15 protein-coding genes are annotated in these 15,998 nt (G+C 39.5%); 9 read left to right on the top strand and 6 right to left on the bottom strand.

Annotated elements, in window-relative coordinates; translation table 11 throughout:
* Positions 1–302: 302 nt before the first annotated feature.
* Entirely contained in the window at positions 303–1,898 is a 1,596-nt protein-coding gene (locus H6G68_RS22050; RefSeq protein ID WP_190908560.1) for a peptide ligase PGM1-related protein, read from the bottom strand.
* A gap of 631 nt (positions 1,899–2,529) precedes the next feature.
* Here H6G68_RS22050 and H6G68_RS22045 point away from each other — a divergent pair.
* Positions 2,530–3,387: an SDR family oxidoreductase gene (locus H6G68_RS22045; protein WP_190908559.1), complete on the top strand. Its 858-nt coding sequence runs from the start codon at positions 2,530–2,532 to the stop codon at positions 3,385–3,387.
* Between the two features lie 177 nt (positions 3,388–3,564).
* Positions 3,565–3,822: a hypothetical protein gene (locus H6G68_RS22040; RefSeq protein ID WP_071191909.1), complete on the top strand. Its 258-nt coding sequence runs from the start codon at positions 3,565–3,567 to the stop codon at positions 3,820–3,822.
* Between the two features lie 144 nt (positions 3,823–3,966).
* On the opposite strand, the gene H6G68_RS22035 is transcribed toward H6G68_RS22040, so the two are convergent.
* The 3 genes from H6G68_RS22035 to H6G68_RS22025 all read right to left on the bottom strand — a co-directional run bounded on the left by H6G68_RS22035 (position 3,967) and on the right by H6G68_RS22025 (position 7,459).
* The gene (locus tag H6G68_RS22035) at positions 3,967–5,514 is read right to left on the bottom strand and encodes a mercuric reductase (protein ID WP_190908558.1); all 1,548 of its coding nucleotides are present in this window, start codon (positions 5,512–5,514) and stop codon (positions 3,967–3,969) included.
* A gap of 339 nt (positions 5,515–5,853) precedes the next feature.
* The gene (locus tag H6G68_RS22030) at positions 5,854–6,516 is read right to left on the bottom strand and encodes a TVP38/TMEM64 family protein (protein ID WP_190908557.1); all 663 of its coding nucleotides are present in this window, start codon (positions 6,514–6,516) and stop codon (positions 5,854–5,856) included.
* A gap of 253 nt (positions 6,517–6,769) precedes the next feature.
* Positions 6,770–7,459 carry a TIGR04283 family arsenosugar biosynthesis glycosyltransferase gene (locus H6G68_RS22025; protein WP_190908556.1) on the bottom strand — a complete coding sequence of 230 codons (690 nt, stop codon included), beginning with the start codon at positions 7,457–7,459 and terminating at the stop codon, positions 6,770–6,772.
* 436 nt (positions 7,460–7,895) lie between these two features.
* Here H6G68_RS22025 and H6G68_RS22020 point away from each other — a divergent pair, with 436 nt between their 5' ends.
* From H6G68_RS22020 to H6G68_RS22010, 3 genes are all read left to right on the top strand, one after another.
* A complete protein-coding gene (locus H6G68_RS22020; protein WP_190908555.1) occupies positions 7,896–8,423 on the top strand; it encodes a hypothetical protein in 528 nt (175 codons plus the stop codon).
* Positions 8,424–8,758: 335 nt separating this feature from the next.
* Positions 8,759–10,456 (top strand): protein kinase domain-containing protein, encoded by a 1,698-nt coding sequence (locus H6G68_RS22015; protein ID WP_190908554.1) that lies wholly within the window; start codon positions 8,759–8,761, stop codon positions 10,454–10,456.
* 228 nt (positions 10,457–10,684) lie between these two features.
* Positions 10,685–11,521, top strand: coding sequence for an SDR family oxidoreductase (locus H6G68_RS22010; protein ID WP_190908553.1), 837 nt, complete (start codon positions 10,685–10,687; stop codon positions 11,519–11,521).
* Between the two features lie 130 nt (positions 11,522–11,651).
* Here H6G68_RS22010 and H6G68_RS22005 read toward each other — a convergent pair whose 3' ends face one another.
* Positions 11,652–12,677: a S66 peptidase family protein gene (locus tag H6G68_RS22005; RefSeq protein WP_190908552.1), complete on the bottom strand. Its 1,026-nt coding sequence runs from the start codon at positions 12,675–12,677 to the stop codon at positions 11,652–11,654.
* 184 nt (positions 12,678–12,861) lie between these two features.
* Between H6G68_RS22005 and H6G68_RS22000 the strand changes: the two genes are divergently transcribed.
* The 3 genes from H6G68_RS22000 to H6G68_RS21990 all read left to right on the top strand — a co-directional run bounded on the left by H6G68_RS22000 (position 12,862) and on the right by H6G68_RS21990 (position 14,427).
* Entirely contained in the window at positions 12,862–13,227 is a 366-nt protein-coding gene (locus H6G68_RS22000) for a Lin0512 family protein (RefSeq protein ID WP_071191916.1), read from the top strand.
* 128 nt (positions 13,228–13,355) lie between these two features.
* The gene (locus H6G68_RS21995) at positions 13,356–13,694 is read left to right on the top strand and encodes a hypothetical protein (protein WP_190908582.1); all 339 of its coding nucleotides are present in this window, start codon (positions 13,356–13,358) and stop codon (positions 13,692–13,694) included.
* Between the two features lie 199 nt (positions 13,695–13,893).
* Positions 13,894–14,427 carry a hypothetical protein gene (locus tag H6G68_RS21990; RefSeq protein WP_190908551.1) on the top strand — a complete coding sequence of 178 codons (534 nt, stop codon included), beginning with the start codon at positions 13,894–13,896 and terminating at the stop codon, positions 14,425–14,427.
* Positions 14,428–14,571: 144 nt separating this feature from the next.
* Here the strand turns inward: H6G68_RS21990 and recA are convergent, their stop codons facing one another.
* Positions 14,572–15,648 (bottom strand): recombinase RecA, encoded by a 1,077-nt coding sequence (recA, locus tag H6G68_RS21985; protein WP_190908550.1) that lies wholly within the window; start codon positions 15,646–15,648, stop codon positions 14,572–14,574.
* A gap of 257 nt (positions 15,649–15,905) precedes the next feature.
* Between recA and H6G68_RS21980 the strand changes: the two genes are divergently transcribed.
* A partial coding sequence (locus H6G68_RS21980) for a helix-turn-helix domain-containing protein (protein ID WP_190908549.1) occupies positions 15,906–15,998 on the top strand: 93 nt, incomplete at its 3' end.

The raw sequence follows: 15,998 nt of genomic DNA, 5'->3' as shown, positions 1-15,998 counted from the left end.
GGGGAGCATCCCAAATATGTGTAAGTTTATTTTTTATCTGAGCTTCCAACTGAATACAAAGCATGAAATAAACGAACCGCGAAGACGCGTTCGCGGTAGCGTTGCGTAGCAAAGAGCGCGAAGGTAAGAGGTTTAACAGGTTTTTTGGGTTAGTTGCGTATATTTTTGCAAAATTGGGATGCTCCCAAAAAAAGAGGGTTTGAGAGATATTTTGCGTAAGTCCTGGTTTTTAACCGAACACGATATTAAACCTTACCAACATCTACCCCTTCGGAATATGTTTAATTTTGAATTGGTATTACTTAGGCATCCCCAGCAATGGGAAAAGCAAAATCTGAAAACAGGCTATAACTATTATTGTCGCCGCTAGTTTCTTGATCGAGAACTTCGATAACTTTGTTATATATATCTTCAGCTTGTTGGGGAGAATCAGCAATACTGGTTAATCCCAACTTGCCGAATTGGGAAAGGCAACCCATCAGATGAAATACTGTACCTGTCTCGGTTCCGCTATCAAAATGTAATCTGTGATAAGCGATGATATCCATTAAATCGTTGGGTAATAATCCCCGATAACTGTCTTTTTGTAAGTTGTCTGTAGCAATGTAATATTTAGCTCGTCCTTGCTGGCTATAAAATAAGCCAGTGGATAGATCATAGTTGCCATTAGTTAATAATTTCAAAGTCATAAAAGGGTGAGTTGTGCCACCTTTGCGGAGGTTAATTTCAATTGCTTGAATATCCCACTTACCATTACCTTGATCAACTGTGACAAAATCAACACCAAATCTTTCTAATGTGCCTTTTTGTGCCAGTTGTTTGCCAACTTTTAAGCCTAATTCTTGCAATTGTAATCGATAGCTGGCATCTGCGGGAAAGCGACAACCTAGATAAATTTGTCCGTCTGGGCCACCGAGAATTTGGTCATGGGTGGAGAGGATTTCTACTTCTCCATCTGGTGTAATGCGTCCTTGCACACTGGGAGAACGCTTGATTTCTCCTTCTACAAATGCTTCAACTATTGCACCTAACTCTGGGATACGTTGAGAGAAATTTGCCCAAGTTTCTTTTGCGGCTTGGAAGCGCATAGTTGAAAAGCGCTCGCTAATTGCTGCTACTCTTTCACCATGAGAACCTTGACCGGGTGCAACATCTATCAATGGACGGAGATCCAATAGTGCATTTCCTTCCCCAGAAATCCCCTCATTCAGCTTAACTACCATCCGTTTTAATGTCGGTTGACGTTCCCATAAATCAGCCGCTGCTATGGCTAAATCTGGGGAATTGCAAATTAATTCGCTACCATCTGGATGAGGAACATCGCTTTGTCCAAAAATTTGCCGACTACCACTTTTTGTCCCCCAAATCTGCAAATCTGGTGCAGCCGCATAAAGGGGTACACCTAATTGCAGTGATAATTCAGCTTCCCAAAATGTGGAATTGTAACAAGTCATAAAAGCTTTATCTAAACGTAAAGCTTGGCGAATTCGTTCTATTAAGCGAGGACGTTCTAAAATCTTTTGACTTAGAGGTTTCAGGGAAGAATCATACGTTGAAAGTAGTAATAAGCGATTACGAGCATGGGAAAATGGGATTCCTGGCAGGAGTTGTAGATAGTAATCGATAATACTGGGATGTAGGGGAATAGAGGTAATATAAATTAACCGCGTGCGGGGGTTTCGTAAGCGGATTAGAGAAAATAGCAATCTTTCTTCATAATGTTCACAACCTTCCACCTTTTGCAGTTCCCGTTGGTCGATGCTTAAAGAGGGGATAATTAAGATATCCGCTTCGCTGTTGTCAAATAGCTCGCTTGTTTTCCAGCGATCGCGTAAAGTTAATTGTAAATTGCGAAACTTATCAACCTGCTCTAACTCAGAAATATTTATTGTTACCATAACCCATACCCTGACTAGATCCCAATTCTGACTCATTATCTCAGGTATATCCTAAGGAAGAGTTGAGATGCTAATTTGGAGTGTATCTTTTTGTAAATTAATCAAACAAGCCCAGATTAGGCTCTGGGCTGTCAGGTATTTCATCAGCTATTTAAACTATTACCAAAATCTTACCAAAACTGAGGTTTTTACTCTCAAATTCCCAATTTAAATTCTGCCTAATTACTTATACAAAATACATGATTTATTTTTCAGAAAATCTACACCTTAAGAGTGAGAAAAATTAGTATTTAATTATTGCTGGCGAACGATAAACTTTCATGTGATTTCAAATATATTAAAAGTAGATTTTAGAGTAAATATGCCATTCCTCTAAAGTTGTGTACTTGTTTTCAGGAATTTGATGAAAATCGAGTGTGTACGTGTGAGGTTAGAGATTAAATATTCATGCATTCATGCACAATTTCCACAAATTAATACCTTTAGCAAATATCTGAAATCAAAAAGTCTGAATTTGCAAAGGAGTGGAAGTGAAAGCAAAACGTAGACCTTGGGTTGATTTTTCGATCCAAGGTTGATTTTTACTGATTAGTATGTGAGTTCTCAACAACCAAATTAGGGTTAAATAATTATGCCAAAAGAAAAGAAATTACAACCGCCACAAACACAGAAAGCACCTGGTATTGAATCAGAAATGAAACCCAAACCTAAAGCTGAGGATGAAGGATATCGGGGTAGTGGAAAATTAGAAAATAAAATCGCTTTAATTACCGGTGGGGACAGTGGTATTGGTCGTGCTGTTGCTATTGCCTTTGCTAAAGAAGGCGCAGATGTAGCGATAGTTTATCTAAACGAACATGAAGACGCTAAGGAAACAAAAAATTTAGTCGAAAAACATGGACGTAAGGCAGTAGCAATTGCAGGCGATATTGCTGAAGAGAGTTTTTGCCAGCAGGCTGTACAACAAACGGTAGATGAGTTTGGTAAACTTGATATTCTTGTCAATAATGCTGCTGAACAACACCCTCAAGATAGCATTGAAGATATCACTAAAGAGCAGTTAGAACGAACTTTTCAGACTAATATTTTCTCGATGTTTTTCCTAACTAAAGCGGCAATCAAGCATTTACAAACAGGCAGTTCTATCATTAATACAACTTCGGTAACTGCTTACAAAGGCAATGCACAGTTATTAGATTATTCTTCTACGAAAGGTGCAATTGTGGCGTTTACACGTTCCCTATCAGCGAATTTAGTATCCAAGGGAATTCGTGTCAATGCTGTAGCACCGGGTCCGATTTGGACACCTTTAATTACCTCAACCTTCCCCGAAGAAAAAGTAGCCAGATTTGGCAAGCAAGTACCAATGCAAAGAGCCGGACAACCCGAAGAAATAGCGCCAAGTTTTGTATTTTTAGCTGCTGATGACGCTTCTTATATGTCTGGTCAAGTTTTACATCCCAACGGTGGAGATATAGTCAACGGATGATTTTCATCATATGGACATAATAATGATTTTCATCATATGGACATAATATAGAAGAGAAGGGGAAAATTTATATTTTTATCCCCATCTCTTTAACGATCTATTTAATTAGAGGGATGAATCCATCTTCAATGCCTGTTATTTTATCAATGTAAATAGTTATATGTAATAACTACGTCTATGGTATCCTTAACACCATTGCATGGTACAGAACTCGTAGATTGTGCTAGAGCCAATGCCAATCTGGGAATAGAAACTGCGGCTTATCAATGTGGCTATGGCGATAATCTGAAAACATTTGCTCAAGAACTACGTCAAGCTTGTGAGAAAATGAATTTAAAAGTTAAAGAACTCAATGAACTGATTACCGACCAAGACATGATCTTAAAATTGGGTACTGGGGAAATTATTGCTCCTGATACAGCTTCAGAACTTTAAAAATTAAAAATTGAAAATTAAAAATTGAAGACAGTTGGAGTCGGGGACACTTACCCCAACTCAACTGAGACTACGTGTATACATAGGGGTATTAAACCCTTGAATTTACGATAAATATTTGCAATTTGCGTAAAAATACCCCAATCAAGAAAATTTGGGTAAAAATCCTAAGATTTTTTTAGTATTTGGTGTCAGTAGTGTGCGTCGATAAGTATCCGCTGCTTTTTTAATCGCTTCGGCTTGAGTTGGGTAAGGATGAATCACACTACTGAGTTTGCTAAGACCGATTTTATTGACCATGGCGGTGGTTATTTCCGAAATCATTTCACCCGCATGACTAGCGACAATAGTTGCACCGAGAATTTGATCTGAACCCGTTTTGTGATGGATTTTCAGAAATCCTGACTCTTCACTATCTGCGATCGCACGATCTACACTACTAAAAGGAATCTTAATCGTCGTGATCTCAATACCCATTTTTTCCGCTTCATCTGCATACATCCCCACATGGGCAATTTCCGGGTCAGTATATGTTACCCAAGGCATCACCAGCTTACTGAGTTGAGCGCGTCCCACACCAAAGGGAGAAAATAGGGTATTTTTAATTACAATTCGCGCCGCAGCATCTGCTGCATGGGTAAATTTCCAATCCATGCAGATATCGCCAGCCGCATAAATTTTAGAATTTGTAGTTTGCAAATAATCATTTACCTTCACACCTTGGTGTTTGTCATAGTCCACACCCACCTTTTCTAAATTCAAACCTTCCACATTTGGCGCACGTCCAGCACCTACTAAAATTTCATTCACAGTGACAGAATCTCGATGTCCATTCACAGAAAAATAAAGCCGTTTTCCTTCCGTAACTGTCACCACTTCTTCTATCTTACAATTCAGCACTAAGCGAATACCTTCAGCAATCAAAACCTGTTGCAAAATCTCTGCTGCTTCGCCATCTTCTTTATTTAAAATGTGAGTACCACTATGAAATAATGTCACTTCACAACCCAAGCGGCGGAAAGTCTGCGCCAATTCGCAACCAATCGGTCCGCCACCAATTACCGCTAACTTTTCAGGTTTTTGAATTAGGGAAAAAACTGTTTCATTAGTTAAATAACCCACTGTTTCTATGCCAGTAATTGCAGGTTTAACGGCTCTTGCACCAGTAGCAATTACAGCTTTTTTAAACTTCAGAGTTTTGCCACCAACCTCCACGGTATTGTTACTCGCAAACCTACCTGCACCGAAAAAGACATCAACACCTAAATTTTTAAACCGTTCTGCTGAATCATGATGACTAATACTAGACCTAATTCGCCGCATTCTTCCCATAACTGTAGCAAAATCAATCTCAATATGTTGGGGAATATTAATACCTAAATCCTTAGATTTCCACATTTCCCCAACTGTACGAGAAGACCGAATTAAAGATTTAGATGGTATACAACCCACATTTAAGCAATCTCCACCCATGAGATTCTTTTCAATTAATGCTATTTTTAAACCCAAATCTAAACCCGCAGCACCCGCAGCCACAACTAATCCTGCTGTACCTGCACCAATTACTACCAAATCATAATCATCAGCAGGTTGAGGATTAACCCAATTTGATGGATGAACATTAGCAACCAAATTTTGATTATACTCATCCATTGGCAAAACTGTAACTCTCTCAAATTCTGTAGTAGACATTATGTATTACCTCTAAAGGGTGAAGTATAAACTGGGAGCATCCCAAATGTGTAAGTTTATTTTTTATCTAAGCTTCCAACTTAATATAAGGCATGAAATAAACGAACCGCAAAGACGCGTTCGTGGTAGCGTTGCGTAGCAAAGAGCGCGAAGGAAGAAGGAAGAAGAGATTATTTTGTGTTTTTGCCAAATTGGGATACTCCCTATAAACTATGTTTTTGATTCTAGTCTTCACTTAAGCTGTTATCTTTACCATGAATATACCCTCAGCAATATTTTGTCAGTTTTGTATTTAACAATTCCCATATAAACTAATAATATTTATAAAATCTATAAAATCTATAAAACTTCTTCCTCTAAAGCTTTTTTGGCTACACTGGTAACATAAATGGTGACAGCCAATGTGGCTATAAAACCCAAAATTTTAATCACCCATGTGAGAGTCATATTTGTAGGTTGGGCTTCTGTGCCAATCAGTGCGATGTTTCCAGCGAAGGAACCAATGTAAACATACATAATTGTTCCCGGAATCATGCCGACAGAACCTAAAAAATAGTCTTTGAAAGAAACTCCTGTAATTCCCAAGGCGTAATTTAATAAGTTGAAAGGAAATAGCGGCGAAAGTCGTGTTAAAAAGACAATTTTGAAGCCTTTCTTACTCACGGCTTTGTCAATAGCAGTAAATTGTTTGTTATCTGCAATCTTTTTGTCCACCCAATTTCTAGCTACATAACGTCCTATTAAAAATGCTGCTATAGCACCGATAGTTGCACCAATAAACACATACACAGAACCCCAAAATACACCAAAAACCACACCAGCGCCTAACGTGAGAATTGCAGCTGGTAAAAAAGCAATAGTAGCAATAATATAGATGACAATAAAAGCTATTGCTCCTATTGTACCCAGGCTATCAATCCAATATAATGCATTTTTTATAATTTCTGTAAGATTAAAATTAGATGAATGAATAGATTCTTGTAATAAAAGTTGAATATTCATAATTCCCAAAATTTTGATGTATTTAATAATGTGAAATTTAATCGTAATTATGAAATTTTTAACGATTAATAATTACTATCTTATACCAATTTTATGTGAGGCTGCACATAATCCTGAAATCCCTTGATTAATGCATCTTTATCTGTGTTCATCTGCGTTCATCTGTGTTCAATTATTCTTGATATTTTATTCTATGCAGCTTCATATTAATTTGGTATTAGTGCGAAATACCTAAAATTTACCTAAATTTTTCTTACCGATACCAACTGCGAATTCGCTCTGGTGAAACACCGAGTAAATATGTAAGAATGATGATTTGATTAAGTATAGTAATTGTGAGAATGCCTTTTTGAAGCCATTTACGTGGAGATGTGATTACAGGTACAGAAACAATGGCAATTTTACCCAGGCGTTTTAGCCGTCGGATAAGTTCAAAGTCTTCCATAATAGGCAAGTCAGGAAAATTACCAATTTGCTCAAATGTGGCTTTGGTTAAAAAAATAGCTTGGTCGCCGTAGGGCAGTTGCCAAAAGTGCGATCGCCACTTTACTCCCCATTCTACCAAACGCAGTCCCCCATGCGGTGCATCTATCCGTAAACCAAAAGCACCAGCTACAACTCTAGGCTTTTGTAATGTAGTGCGAATCATCACATCAAAACCATTGGGTAAACGAGTATCAGCATGGAGAAACAAAACAATTTCTCCACTAGCAATTGCTGCACCACTATTCATTTGTACAGCACGACCTGGAGGTGAGGAGATAACTGTTATACCTAATGATTGAGCTATTTTCTGTGTATTATCCTTGGAACCGCCATCAACTACAATGATTTCTACATTAGTGCTGGGTTGAATACTAGCTAATGTTTCTTTGATATTACTCGCTTCATTAAGTGTGGGAATAATAATAGAAATTCTGTCCGTGGTGATATTTTGATTCACGATGTTTAAATTGTATAAAATCAATGCGGATAATAATTAATCTTCAGTAAAATCAGGAAGCACTTATGTAGTCATAAGTAGGTTGGCGTTAAAAATTGTCGTTATGACCGAAGAGGACGCGGAGAGTGGGAGACGCGGCGACGCGGAGAGTCGCCTGTATCCGACGTTCGACGCAAATGGTTTCAAGCCCCCGACTACAGTCGTGGAGGAGAAAAAAGACATTCCTTGCTGGAATCCCCTGGCTTTAGACATGGGGTGTCCCCGTGTCCCCGTGTCCCCGTGTCCCCGTGTCTTCTTCAAAAGGCAGCTATGCTGAAGGAAAGAGGTTTTTGGGCAACTTTACTTTTTGTTACATAGTACTCTTCGAGAAGCCGCTGCGCGTCTACGGTTTTTTGTACCTTTCTACTTACCTAAAAGTTTATATGAAGAGGTGATCATGAAAATTTTGATATTAACTGACGAGAAATTGGTAATGAAACACCAACCTACTAAGAACTGGTTTTTAGCAGGTTTGTTAATCGCCTTCCTGGCCTATCAACTCATTTCTTATCTGTATAAGGTATTTTTTATACCAGGTTCCCTAACTCAACAAACAGGAGATGCATCTTTAATTTACGGTGCATTTCTGATTTTTTTAATTGCTGTAGCCGGTTCTGAAGTCTCTACTCCGGAAGTGACTTGTAGTTTCGACAAAAGCATGAGTCAGGTAGTTATAGAATACAAAAATTTAGGAGGCAGTAGCACAGTTATAAAGTACTCATTCGCAGATATTCAGCGTGCTGAAATCGAACAAGATTATGATCGCTACTGGAGTCAAGTTGGTCGTCCTGTGCTGATTTTGAAATCTCTAAAAATTATTCCCATTCACACCGACTATATCAAAGCCCAAGATACTCGACATGATATCTACACTATCAATAAATTTATCAGGCAATGTGTGGGGGAAAAGAACTTTCAAGGTTGAGACTGATATCATGTTCGCTTAATTTAGTTATCAAACAAAGTCTTCGCGTCCCCGTGTCCCCCTTTCTCCGAGTCAGCCCTAATTATAAGTCTTTAACCAGACACGATATGATTTTTATCGTATAGCCGTGGACAGGGTGGTTAGGACATCAATTGATAATGAAACTCCCACGACAAGAGGGTTTTACTCCTGAACGGCAGTTGCTTTATGCCGGGGAACCCGTCCACCGCACTGCCTCCTCCTGACTCCTGACTCCTGACTCCTGCTATAACTCTGATATTTTTCCTTCCCTAACCCTAAAGAAGCGCTAAAATCGATCCAGCCTTTGTATTTTCGTGGTTTTGTCCCAGATAAATCAGAGTGCGGTTCACTGCATAAATCCTCATTGTCAACGTCCTTACCCCCAACCTTGGGGAAACAAATTTTGTAACAGTTGTGGCGCACCGCTACAGTTGTTAGACCGTTATCACCCACTCGAACCCCTAGGATCGGGAGGATTTGCTCAAATTTACACTGTTTGGGATGAAAAAAACCAGACAGAAAAAGTGCTGAAAGTCTTGGTGGAAGATTCCCCCAAGGCGCTGGAATTGTTTATCCAAGAAGCGGAAGTTTTAAGTAATTTTCGTCATCCTGGTGTCCCCAAAGTTGATGCTGACGGGTATTTTCAAATCAATTTGACTAGTCCTAAACCGCACCAGTTGGCTTGTCTGGTGATGGAAAAAATTGATGGGCAAAATTTAGAAGAAATCCGCAGAAATTATCCTCAAGGATGTCCAGAGGATTTGGTGCTAAATTGGTTCGCCCAAGCGGTAAAGATTTTGCAGGAACTACACAAACGCCAAATTATTCACCGGGACATCAAACCTTCTAATTTAATGCTACGTCACCCTTCGCCAACTGCACCTCTTCAGGCGGAACAATTGGTGTTGATTGATTTTGGCGGGGCTAAACAATTTACTGGGGCGATATTGCGATCGCACATCCCTTCCACGCGGTTATTTTCTTCTGGTTACAGTCCACCAGAACAAGTGATTGGCGGTAATGTCGGACCTGCTGCGGATTTTTATGCCTTGGGAAGGACGATAATTGAATTACTTACAGGGAGATATCCCCAGGATTTAGAAGATCCCATGACTGGGGAGTTACGCTGGCGCAATCGATGCAATATTAACCCCCGTCTGGCCGACTTATTAGATGAAATGGTACAGAAGGAAGTGCGATCGCGTCCCGCCCATGCAGGTATTATTCAAAAACGGTTACTGAAAATTGTCCCCGCTGGATCACAACCAGGATTCTTTACCCGACTGGGAAAATCTCTCCGCCAAACAGTTACCAAATTTACCCAAACGGTAAGTAATACTACAGCATTCACCATTAGGACAATATTTAAATTCTTACTAGCTTGTCTAGGAACAATTTGGGCGATGATTTTGGGCAGTATCGGCGCTATGTTAGGTACAATCGTCGGTTTTATTTTGGCTTATCAGACAAAATTAGGCGCTGGCGTTGTGGAATTCATCTCCCGTCAACTAGTCGAACTCACACAAAATTATCAACCTGCTTCAGCCCCAGAAATTTTAGTATTTGCTGTAGCTGGTTTTGGAACCGCTTGGGGACTCACCCTATCTGGGAGTTTTGGTCAAAAGCGAAGATTTTTAGTAGCATCACTTATGGGTTTAATTGGTTATAGTACGGGCTGGATAATTTGGCAATTTATCAAACCACATAATAGCGCCGAGGGTTTGGTAGCATGGATTTTGGTATCAGTTTCCTTACTCACATTGGGTTTAGGTCTTCGCACCCATTACCTAGCTTACGCTTTTCTAGCTTCCTTTGGCAGTGCCAACATCCTCGCAGCCTTGATTCATTCAGGAGTTCCAGCGCCAATCTTCCATTTTTCCAGTCAACCTAGCTGGGTTGAATTATTCCTACCCATAGTTTTTTTTAGTTTGATGGGTGTTTTGATCAGTTTGTGCTTAGGGTTGAGTTACTACTTAATTGTGCCTTGCTTGCGTTGGTTAGGGTGGCGATAATTGTTATATTCTGTTCGGTTCAAGACTTAACACCCACATTCAGGAGACTCAAGTATCTGCAATCAAATCTAATAAAAAAGATAATCAAGCAGAAATATCTTAGCAAATATCAACTACAGTATCCAAGAATGAGAGCAAAATTAACTATTCATTTAATCTGCTATTATCTACAAATCACAGCCCAGATGACAATCGTGATCATATCGATTAATTAAAGAGTGGGAAAATATGTTATCAAAATTAGCAATCGTTACAGGTGGAACTCGCGGAATTGGTTGGGGTATATCGCAGCAACTAGCCAAGAACGGACATAACCTTATACTTGGCTTTAATGCGAATGAAGAGGCTGCATTAACTGCAAAAGCTACTCTTGAATCTACCTATGAGATAAAAGTTGACATTGTTAAAGGTGATGTAGCTCAAGAGTCTACTATTGACAGAATATTCCAATCTGTGGAAGATAATTTTGAAGGCAAGCTGACAGCCTTTGTTCATAATGCTGGACTCTATGTTGGGGTGACAACATCTGCTGAATCAAAAGAGGCAAATTTAGCTGGCAATCTTCAGACTCAGTTATTGGGGAATGGTAGTTTTACTAGCTTTGAGCAGTATGACTATTATCAGAATGTTTATCCTAAGTGCTTTATTAGATGTGTGGAAAAAGCACTTAATTACATGGAGGATGAAAACGGTTATATAGTAGCAATATCTTCTCCTGGATGTAATAGTAGCCAAAGGCCACAGTTGTCATATGCAATGCCAGGACAAGCTAAGGCGGTTGTTGAGTTTTTAACAAGATACTACGCCAAGACATTAGCACCACGACGAATTACAGTCAATACAGTTATTCCTGGTTATATTAAGACCGAAGCCTGGAATTTCGCCGCCGCTAAATGGGGTGGAGTAGATAGTGATACTATAAAAAATACAATCAAAAATACACCAATGCAACGTTGGGCATCACCGATAGAGATAGGTGAGGTAGTAGCATTTTTATGCTCTCCTAAAGCAGCATTTATTACTGGAGTAGCACTACCTGTTGATGGTGGACTACATCTGAGTTAAGAAAATAGTACAAAACAATGTAATTTCACATGATCCTGAATCACTCTAAACGGTATACCCGCGTTACTCATCTGGGTTAAAGCAGTACACCGGAAGCGGTGGGTACTAACTCCTGTGGTGCAACTTCACATTAAATTGGTATTACAGCCGCTTCTAACATCTTGATTGTCCCATTCTCAGCATCTATTTCTACTTCTACACCCATTGGTACTGTAAATTTATCTTGAATATGACCAATCATAGAACCATACCAGGCGGGAATACCTAAAGGCTGAATGTGCTGTTGTAATATTTGCATTAATGTAAATGATGGTTCATCTCCCAATTGACAATTAGTACATTGTGCAAAAATAAAGCCCGTAAGTTGCTGTAAAATACCAGCATTTTTTAATTGCGTCAGCATTCGGTCTATGCGATAAATATCTTCGCCAATATCTTCGAGAAATAAAATACTTTTTCGCCAAGATGGTAAATAAGCTGAACCCACCATTGCTGCTATCACTGACAAGTTACCACCAACAATTTTCCCCCTAGCTTTTCCCGGTGCAATTACTTCTATTTTCCCGGCGCTATTTTGGTTATTTTCCATGATTACAGTTTCGGCATTAAATAAGATCCGTTTAAAATAATCAACTGTAAATTGATTCCAAGTTGATGTAGCAACTGCCCCATGAAACGTAACTAATCGACTGCGAGCATTAATAGCTAATAATAAAGAAGTAATATCACTATACCCTATAATAATTTTGGGATGAGAACGGATTAGAGGATAATTAAGTAAAGGTAAAATCCGATTACAGCCCCAACCGCCACGCATGGCAATAATGGCTTTTACCGATTTATCAGCAAACATTGTATTAATATCTTGGGTGCGGTCTGCATCTTTTCCTGCTAAATATCCGTCTCGATCTAAAATATGTACGCCTGTTTTTACTTTCAATCCTAAGTTTATAAAAGTTTGTTTTGCGTCTTCTATATCTTTAGCTTCAACAATACCTGCCGGGGAAATTAATCCTACAGTATCACCAATTTGTAAACATGGCGGTTTGATAATTATGTTTTGTGAAAGTGCATTTTTAGCAATAGCTGGAGGGATTTGGGTTGCTAAAGTAGTTACTCCCAATGTGGTGATAAATTGACGGCGGTTGATTTTCATGGAGAATATAATTTTAATATTTACTCTTGTCTTTCCCGACATCCAGATTAAATAATTCGTAATAGTGCCTTCTTTCCTGTTCCCTGTTCCCTGTTCCCTGTTCCCTGATAACTTGGTGATTTATTGATAACAGAATACCACTACAGCGATAAAGTAAAAGGTGCAGAATTCAGAGAATCTACCAATGGCACTAAAACGCTTTATCATCGAAATGGGAATGGGCATCGACCAGCACGGACAGGAACCGACTGTAGCCGCAGCGAGGGCAGTCAGGAATGCGATCGCTCACAATGCCTTACTTGGTATTATGGAAATAGCCGGGTTAAAAGACCCAAATGACATGATTGTGGAAGTCAAGGTAGCAGTACCATACCCCGAACAAGTCCGAGAAGCAGAGGTATTAGCTGTTCTTCCCTTTGGTCGTAAATCTCTCACCGTAGAAACTGGAGGAATGGTAGTTGATGGTTTAGCAATACCTTCTCTCAACGATAAAAATGACGAAATGTTGATAGCAGTTGCAGCGGTTACAGTTTTAGTGGAAGTAGCATAATTACCTCACAATTTCCTAATTATTAGGTCAGTAACGCTGACCTTTATTTTCTGCGCTAAACTAGATTTGTGGGCATCATCTCTGGCAGTAAGTTCCATCAACCAACTATCTTCATCACTTCAGTTACAATGCCTCCAGAGCCTAAGAAATCACTCGAAATTCAGGATATCATCGGACTCAAACCGCAACACTTTGCTGATTTAATCAGAACTGCACAATTAGTTTTTGATCCCACTGCGGGAGTTACTGGTAGAAATTTTACAGTTAACTGGCAAGAGCTTGGTATTCCTGGTAATGTATTAGATAATCTCAGAATACTTGGTCAGGAATATCAGTATGATTCTCCACATCTTCCCCCTGAAGTAGTGTGGGGTCAGTTAACACCAGAAACTCGCATTTGGTTTATTGAAAATAAAGATACCCTGTGGCGGTTTGAAGAATTTTTTCCTGCACTTGACGAAGATTAAAAAGCGGAACTGTTCTCAACAATACAGTTTGAAAAGAGGATGCAATATATTTGTATCCTTTTTTCTATTTTCACCATTTTACTAAATTATATCCTAGGCGGTATTTCTACTTATTTTCAACGGTTGATGATTTTTGGATCTCAACCCGGAACATAGCTAAAATTGAGGGAATTAAATACTAATATCTAACAGGAAGATAATGCAGATGAGAATTTGGGCTGCTAGGCTTTTTCTAACTTCTTTTTGGTTGATATTGGGCGCTATAACTGCGGATTTAAATCATGCTAGTATTCTTTTAGCGGAAGCACCCCTAGAATATTCTCAGTCAATTAATCGTAAAAAGATTACTGTTACTAAATCAGAGTTTGGGGTAAGGATAGTTGATGCTGAGGGTAAAGTTAATTTTTTCCCTACAACTAAAGTACCCTTAAAGAAAGGTGATGCCTATGGTTGGCAGATTAAACTTCAGAACTATCGAGGTAAAGTGAAATGGCGCGAAGTTCTACTTTTACCCAAAGCACCGGAAACTTGGACTACACAGGAATCTGAGAATTTTTCTATATCATCTGACGGAACTACAGCCATCACCAAGCGCACAGAAACACCTGTAAATGGTGTGATTAAAAATTTTTGGAAGATTGCTCCTGGTGATCCTCTTGGTCAACATAAAATAGAGGTATATGTCGAGGAACGTCTAATTGCAACTTTTGAGTTTGAAGTAGTAGAATTTTAGTAGATTTTTATTGAAACAAACCCAATATTAGCAAAGTCCAAATATTTTGGATTGACCACTTTTTTTACCGGACTTGGGGACAATAGATTTGAGATTTTGGAATTTGTTTGTCCCAAACCTTCTCCGTGTCCCCGTGTTTCTTGTTTACTCTTCCTCTAATTCGATTTCTTCCTCTTCCTCTTCTTCGCTGACCTTAGCTACAGAGTTAGCAGAAACCACAGCCCCCTTGTCTAATTTTTCACGAACTTGCTCTTCAATTTTGCTAGCAAAATCTGGCTTCTCTTCTAGATATTTGATAGCGTTATCTCGACCTTGAGAAATGTTATCACCGTTGTAGCTGTACCAAGCACCTTTACGGAGGAGAACGCCGGTTTCTTCTGCTAAGTCAACCAGACAACCCAGGGTAGAAACTCCTTTACCAAAAATGATGTCAAATTCGGCAATTCTAAAAGGTGGTGCTACTTTATTTTTTGCAACTTTGACTTTAACCCGATTACCGAATTCATCTGTGCCTTTTTTCAAGGTTTGAATCCGGCGAATATCGAGACGTACTGACGCGTAAAACTTCAATGCATTACCACCCGTTGTGGTTTCTGGGCTACCGTATGTAACACCAATTTTTTGTCGCAACTGGTTGATAAAAATGACTGTGCAACCAGATTTACCAATGTTGCCAGTAATTTTACGCAGAGCCTGGCTCATTAACCGGGCTTGTAGACCAACGTGGATATCACCCATATCGCCTTCAATTTCGGCGCGGGGTACTAGTGCGGCTACGGAGTCTATAACTACAATATCAACTGCGGCAGAGCGCACCAACTGATCGACTATTTCTAAAGCTGATTCGCCAGTGTCTGGTTGGGAAACTAACAAGTTTTCTATATCTACACCCAATGCAGCAGCGTAAGTAGGATCAAGGGCGTGTTCAGCATCAACAAAGGCAGCGATACCGCCATTTTTCTGCACTTCGGCCAGGGCGTGTAGGGCTACTGTGGTTTTACCAGAACTTTCCGGACCATATATCTCTATCACTCGCCCTTTGGGTAAACCGCCACCCAATGCTAAATCTAAGGTGAGCGCCCCTGTGGAAATAGTCTCTACACGCATTCGGGTAGCATCGCCCAGGCGCATGATTGCTCCTTTACCAAAACTGCGCTCAATCTGGTTGAGTACCATATTCAGCGCTTTTTGCTTGCCTGCATTCTCAGTGTTGATCGCCATTAGAGCCTCTAAATATATGGATTTAAGGATTGTTGCGTTGGGAGTTTCAGTAGAACAGATATACTATTTTAGCTGGAAAATGTGGAATTAGAACTTTTCCAAAAAGATTGTGAGAAGATCGTAACGCGATCGCGCCATGATTAGGGTTAATTAACAGTAGCCCAAAAGCTAACAATTACTACCAATTACTCACTATTATCCCAGCCAAAGTCATCAGCTATTGTGACTATATTGGGATTTTGCTGTAAAATACCTTCATGCTACTAGGATTCAAGACCGAACTCAAGGTAAACAAGCAACAACGTCTACTACTGGCACAACACGCAGGAGTAGCCAGACACGCTTGGAAT

This window comes from Anabaena catenula FACHB-362, assembly GCF_014698735.1.
In the GTDB taxonomy this organism is placed as follows: domain Bacteria; phylum Cyanobacteriota; class Cyanobacteriia; order Cyanobacteriales; family Nostocaceae; genus Anabaena; species Anabaena variabilis_A.
The sequence above is the reverse complement of the archived record's forward strand: the minus strand, read 5'-3'. Positions and strand labels throughout refer to the sequence as shown.

Excerpts from the sequence above, each read along its gene's own strand:
- H6G68_RS22050 (WP_190908560.1), bottom strand. The coding sequence starts at position 1,898 with ATGGTAACAATAAATATTTCTGAGTTAGAGCAGGTTGATAAGTTTCGC.
- H6G68_RS22045 (WP_190908559.1), top strand. The coding sequence starts at position 2,530 with ATGCCAAAAGAAAAGAAATTACAACCGCCACAAACACAGAAAGCACCT.
- H6G68_RS22040 (WP_071191909.1), top strand. The coding sequence starts at position 3,565 with ATGGTATCCTTAACACCATTGCATGGTACAGAACTCGTAGATTGTGCT.
- H6G68_RS22035 (WP_190908558.1), bottom strand. The coding sequence starts at position 5,514 with ATGTCTACTACAGAATTTGAGAGAGTTACAGTTTTGCCAATGGATGAG.
- H6G68_RS22030 (WP_190908557.1), bottom strand. The coding sequence starts at position 6,516 with ATGAATATTCAACTTTTATTACAAGAATCTATTCATTCATCTAATTTT.
- H6G68_RS22020 (WP_190908555.1), top strand. The coding sequence starts at position 7,896 with ATGAAAATTTTGATATTAACTGACGAGAAATTGGTAATGAAACACCAA.
- H6G68_RS22010 (WP_190908553.1), top strand. The coding sequence starts at position 10,685 with ATGTTATCAAAATTAGCAATCGTTACAGGTGGAACTCGCGGAATTGGT.
- H6G68_RS22005 (WP_190908552.1), bottom strand. The coding sequence starts at position 12,677 with ATGAAAATCAACCGCCGTCAATTTATCACCACATTGGGAGTAACTACT.
- H6G68_RS22000 (WP_071191916.1), top strand. The coding sequence starts at position 12,862 with ATGGCACTAAAACGCTTTATCATCGAAATGGGAATGGGCATCGACCAG.
- H6G68_RS21995 (WP_190908582.1), top strand. The coding sequence starts at position 13,356 with ATGCCTCCAGAGCCTAAGAAATCACTCGAAATTCAGGATATCATCGGA.
- H6G68_RS21990 (WP_190908551.1), top strand. The coding sequence starts at position 13,894 with ATGCAGATGAGAATTTGGGCTGCTAGGCTTTTTCTAACTTCTTTTTGG.
- recA (WP_190908550.1), bottom strand. The coding sequence starts at position 15,648 with ATGGCGATCAACACTGAGAATGCAGGCAAGCAAAAAGCGCTGAATATG.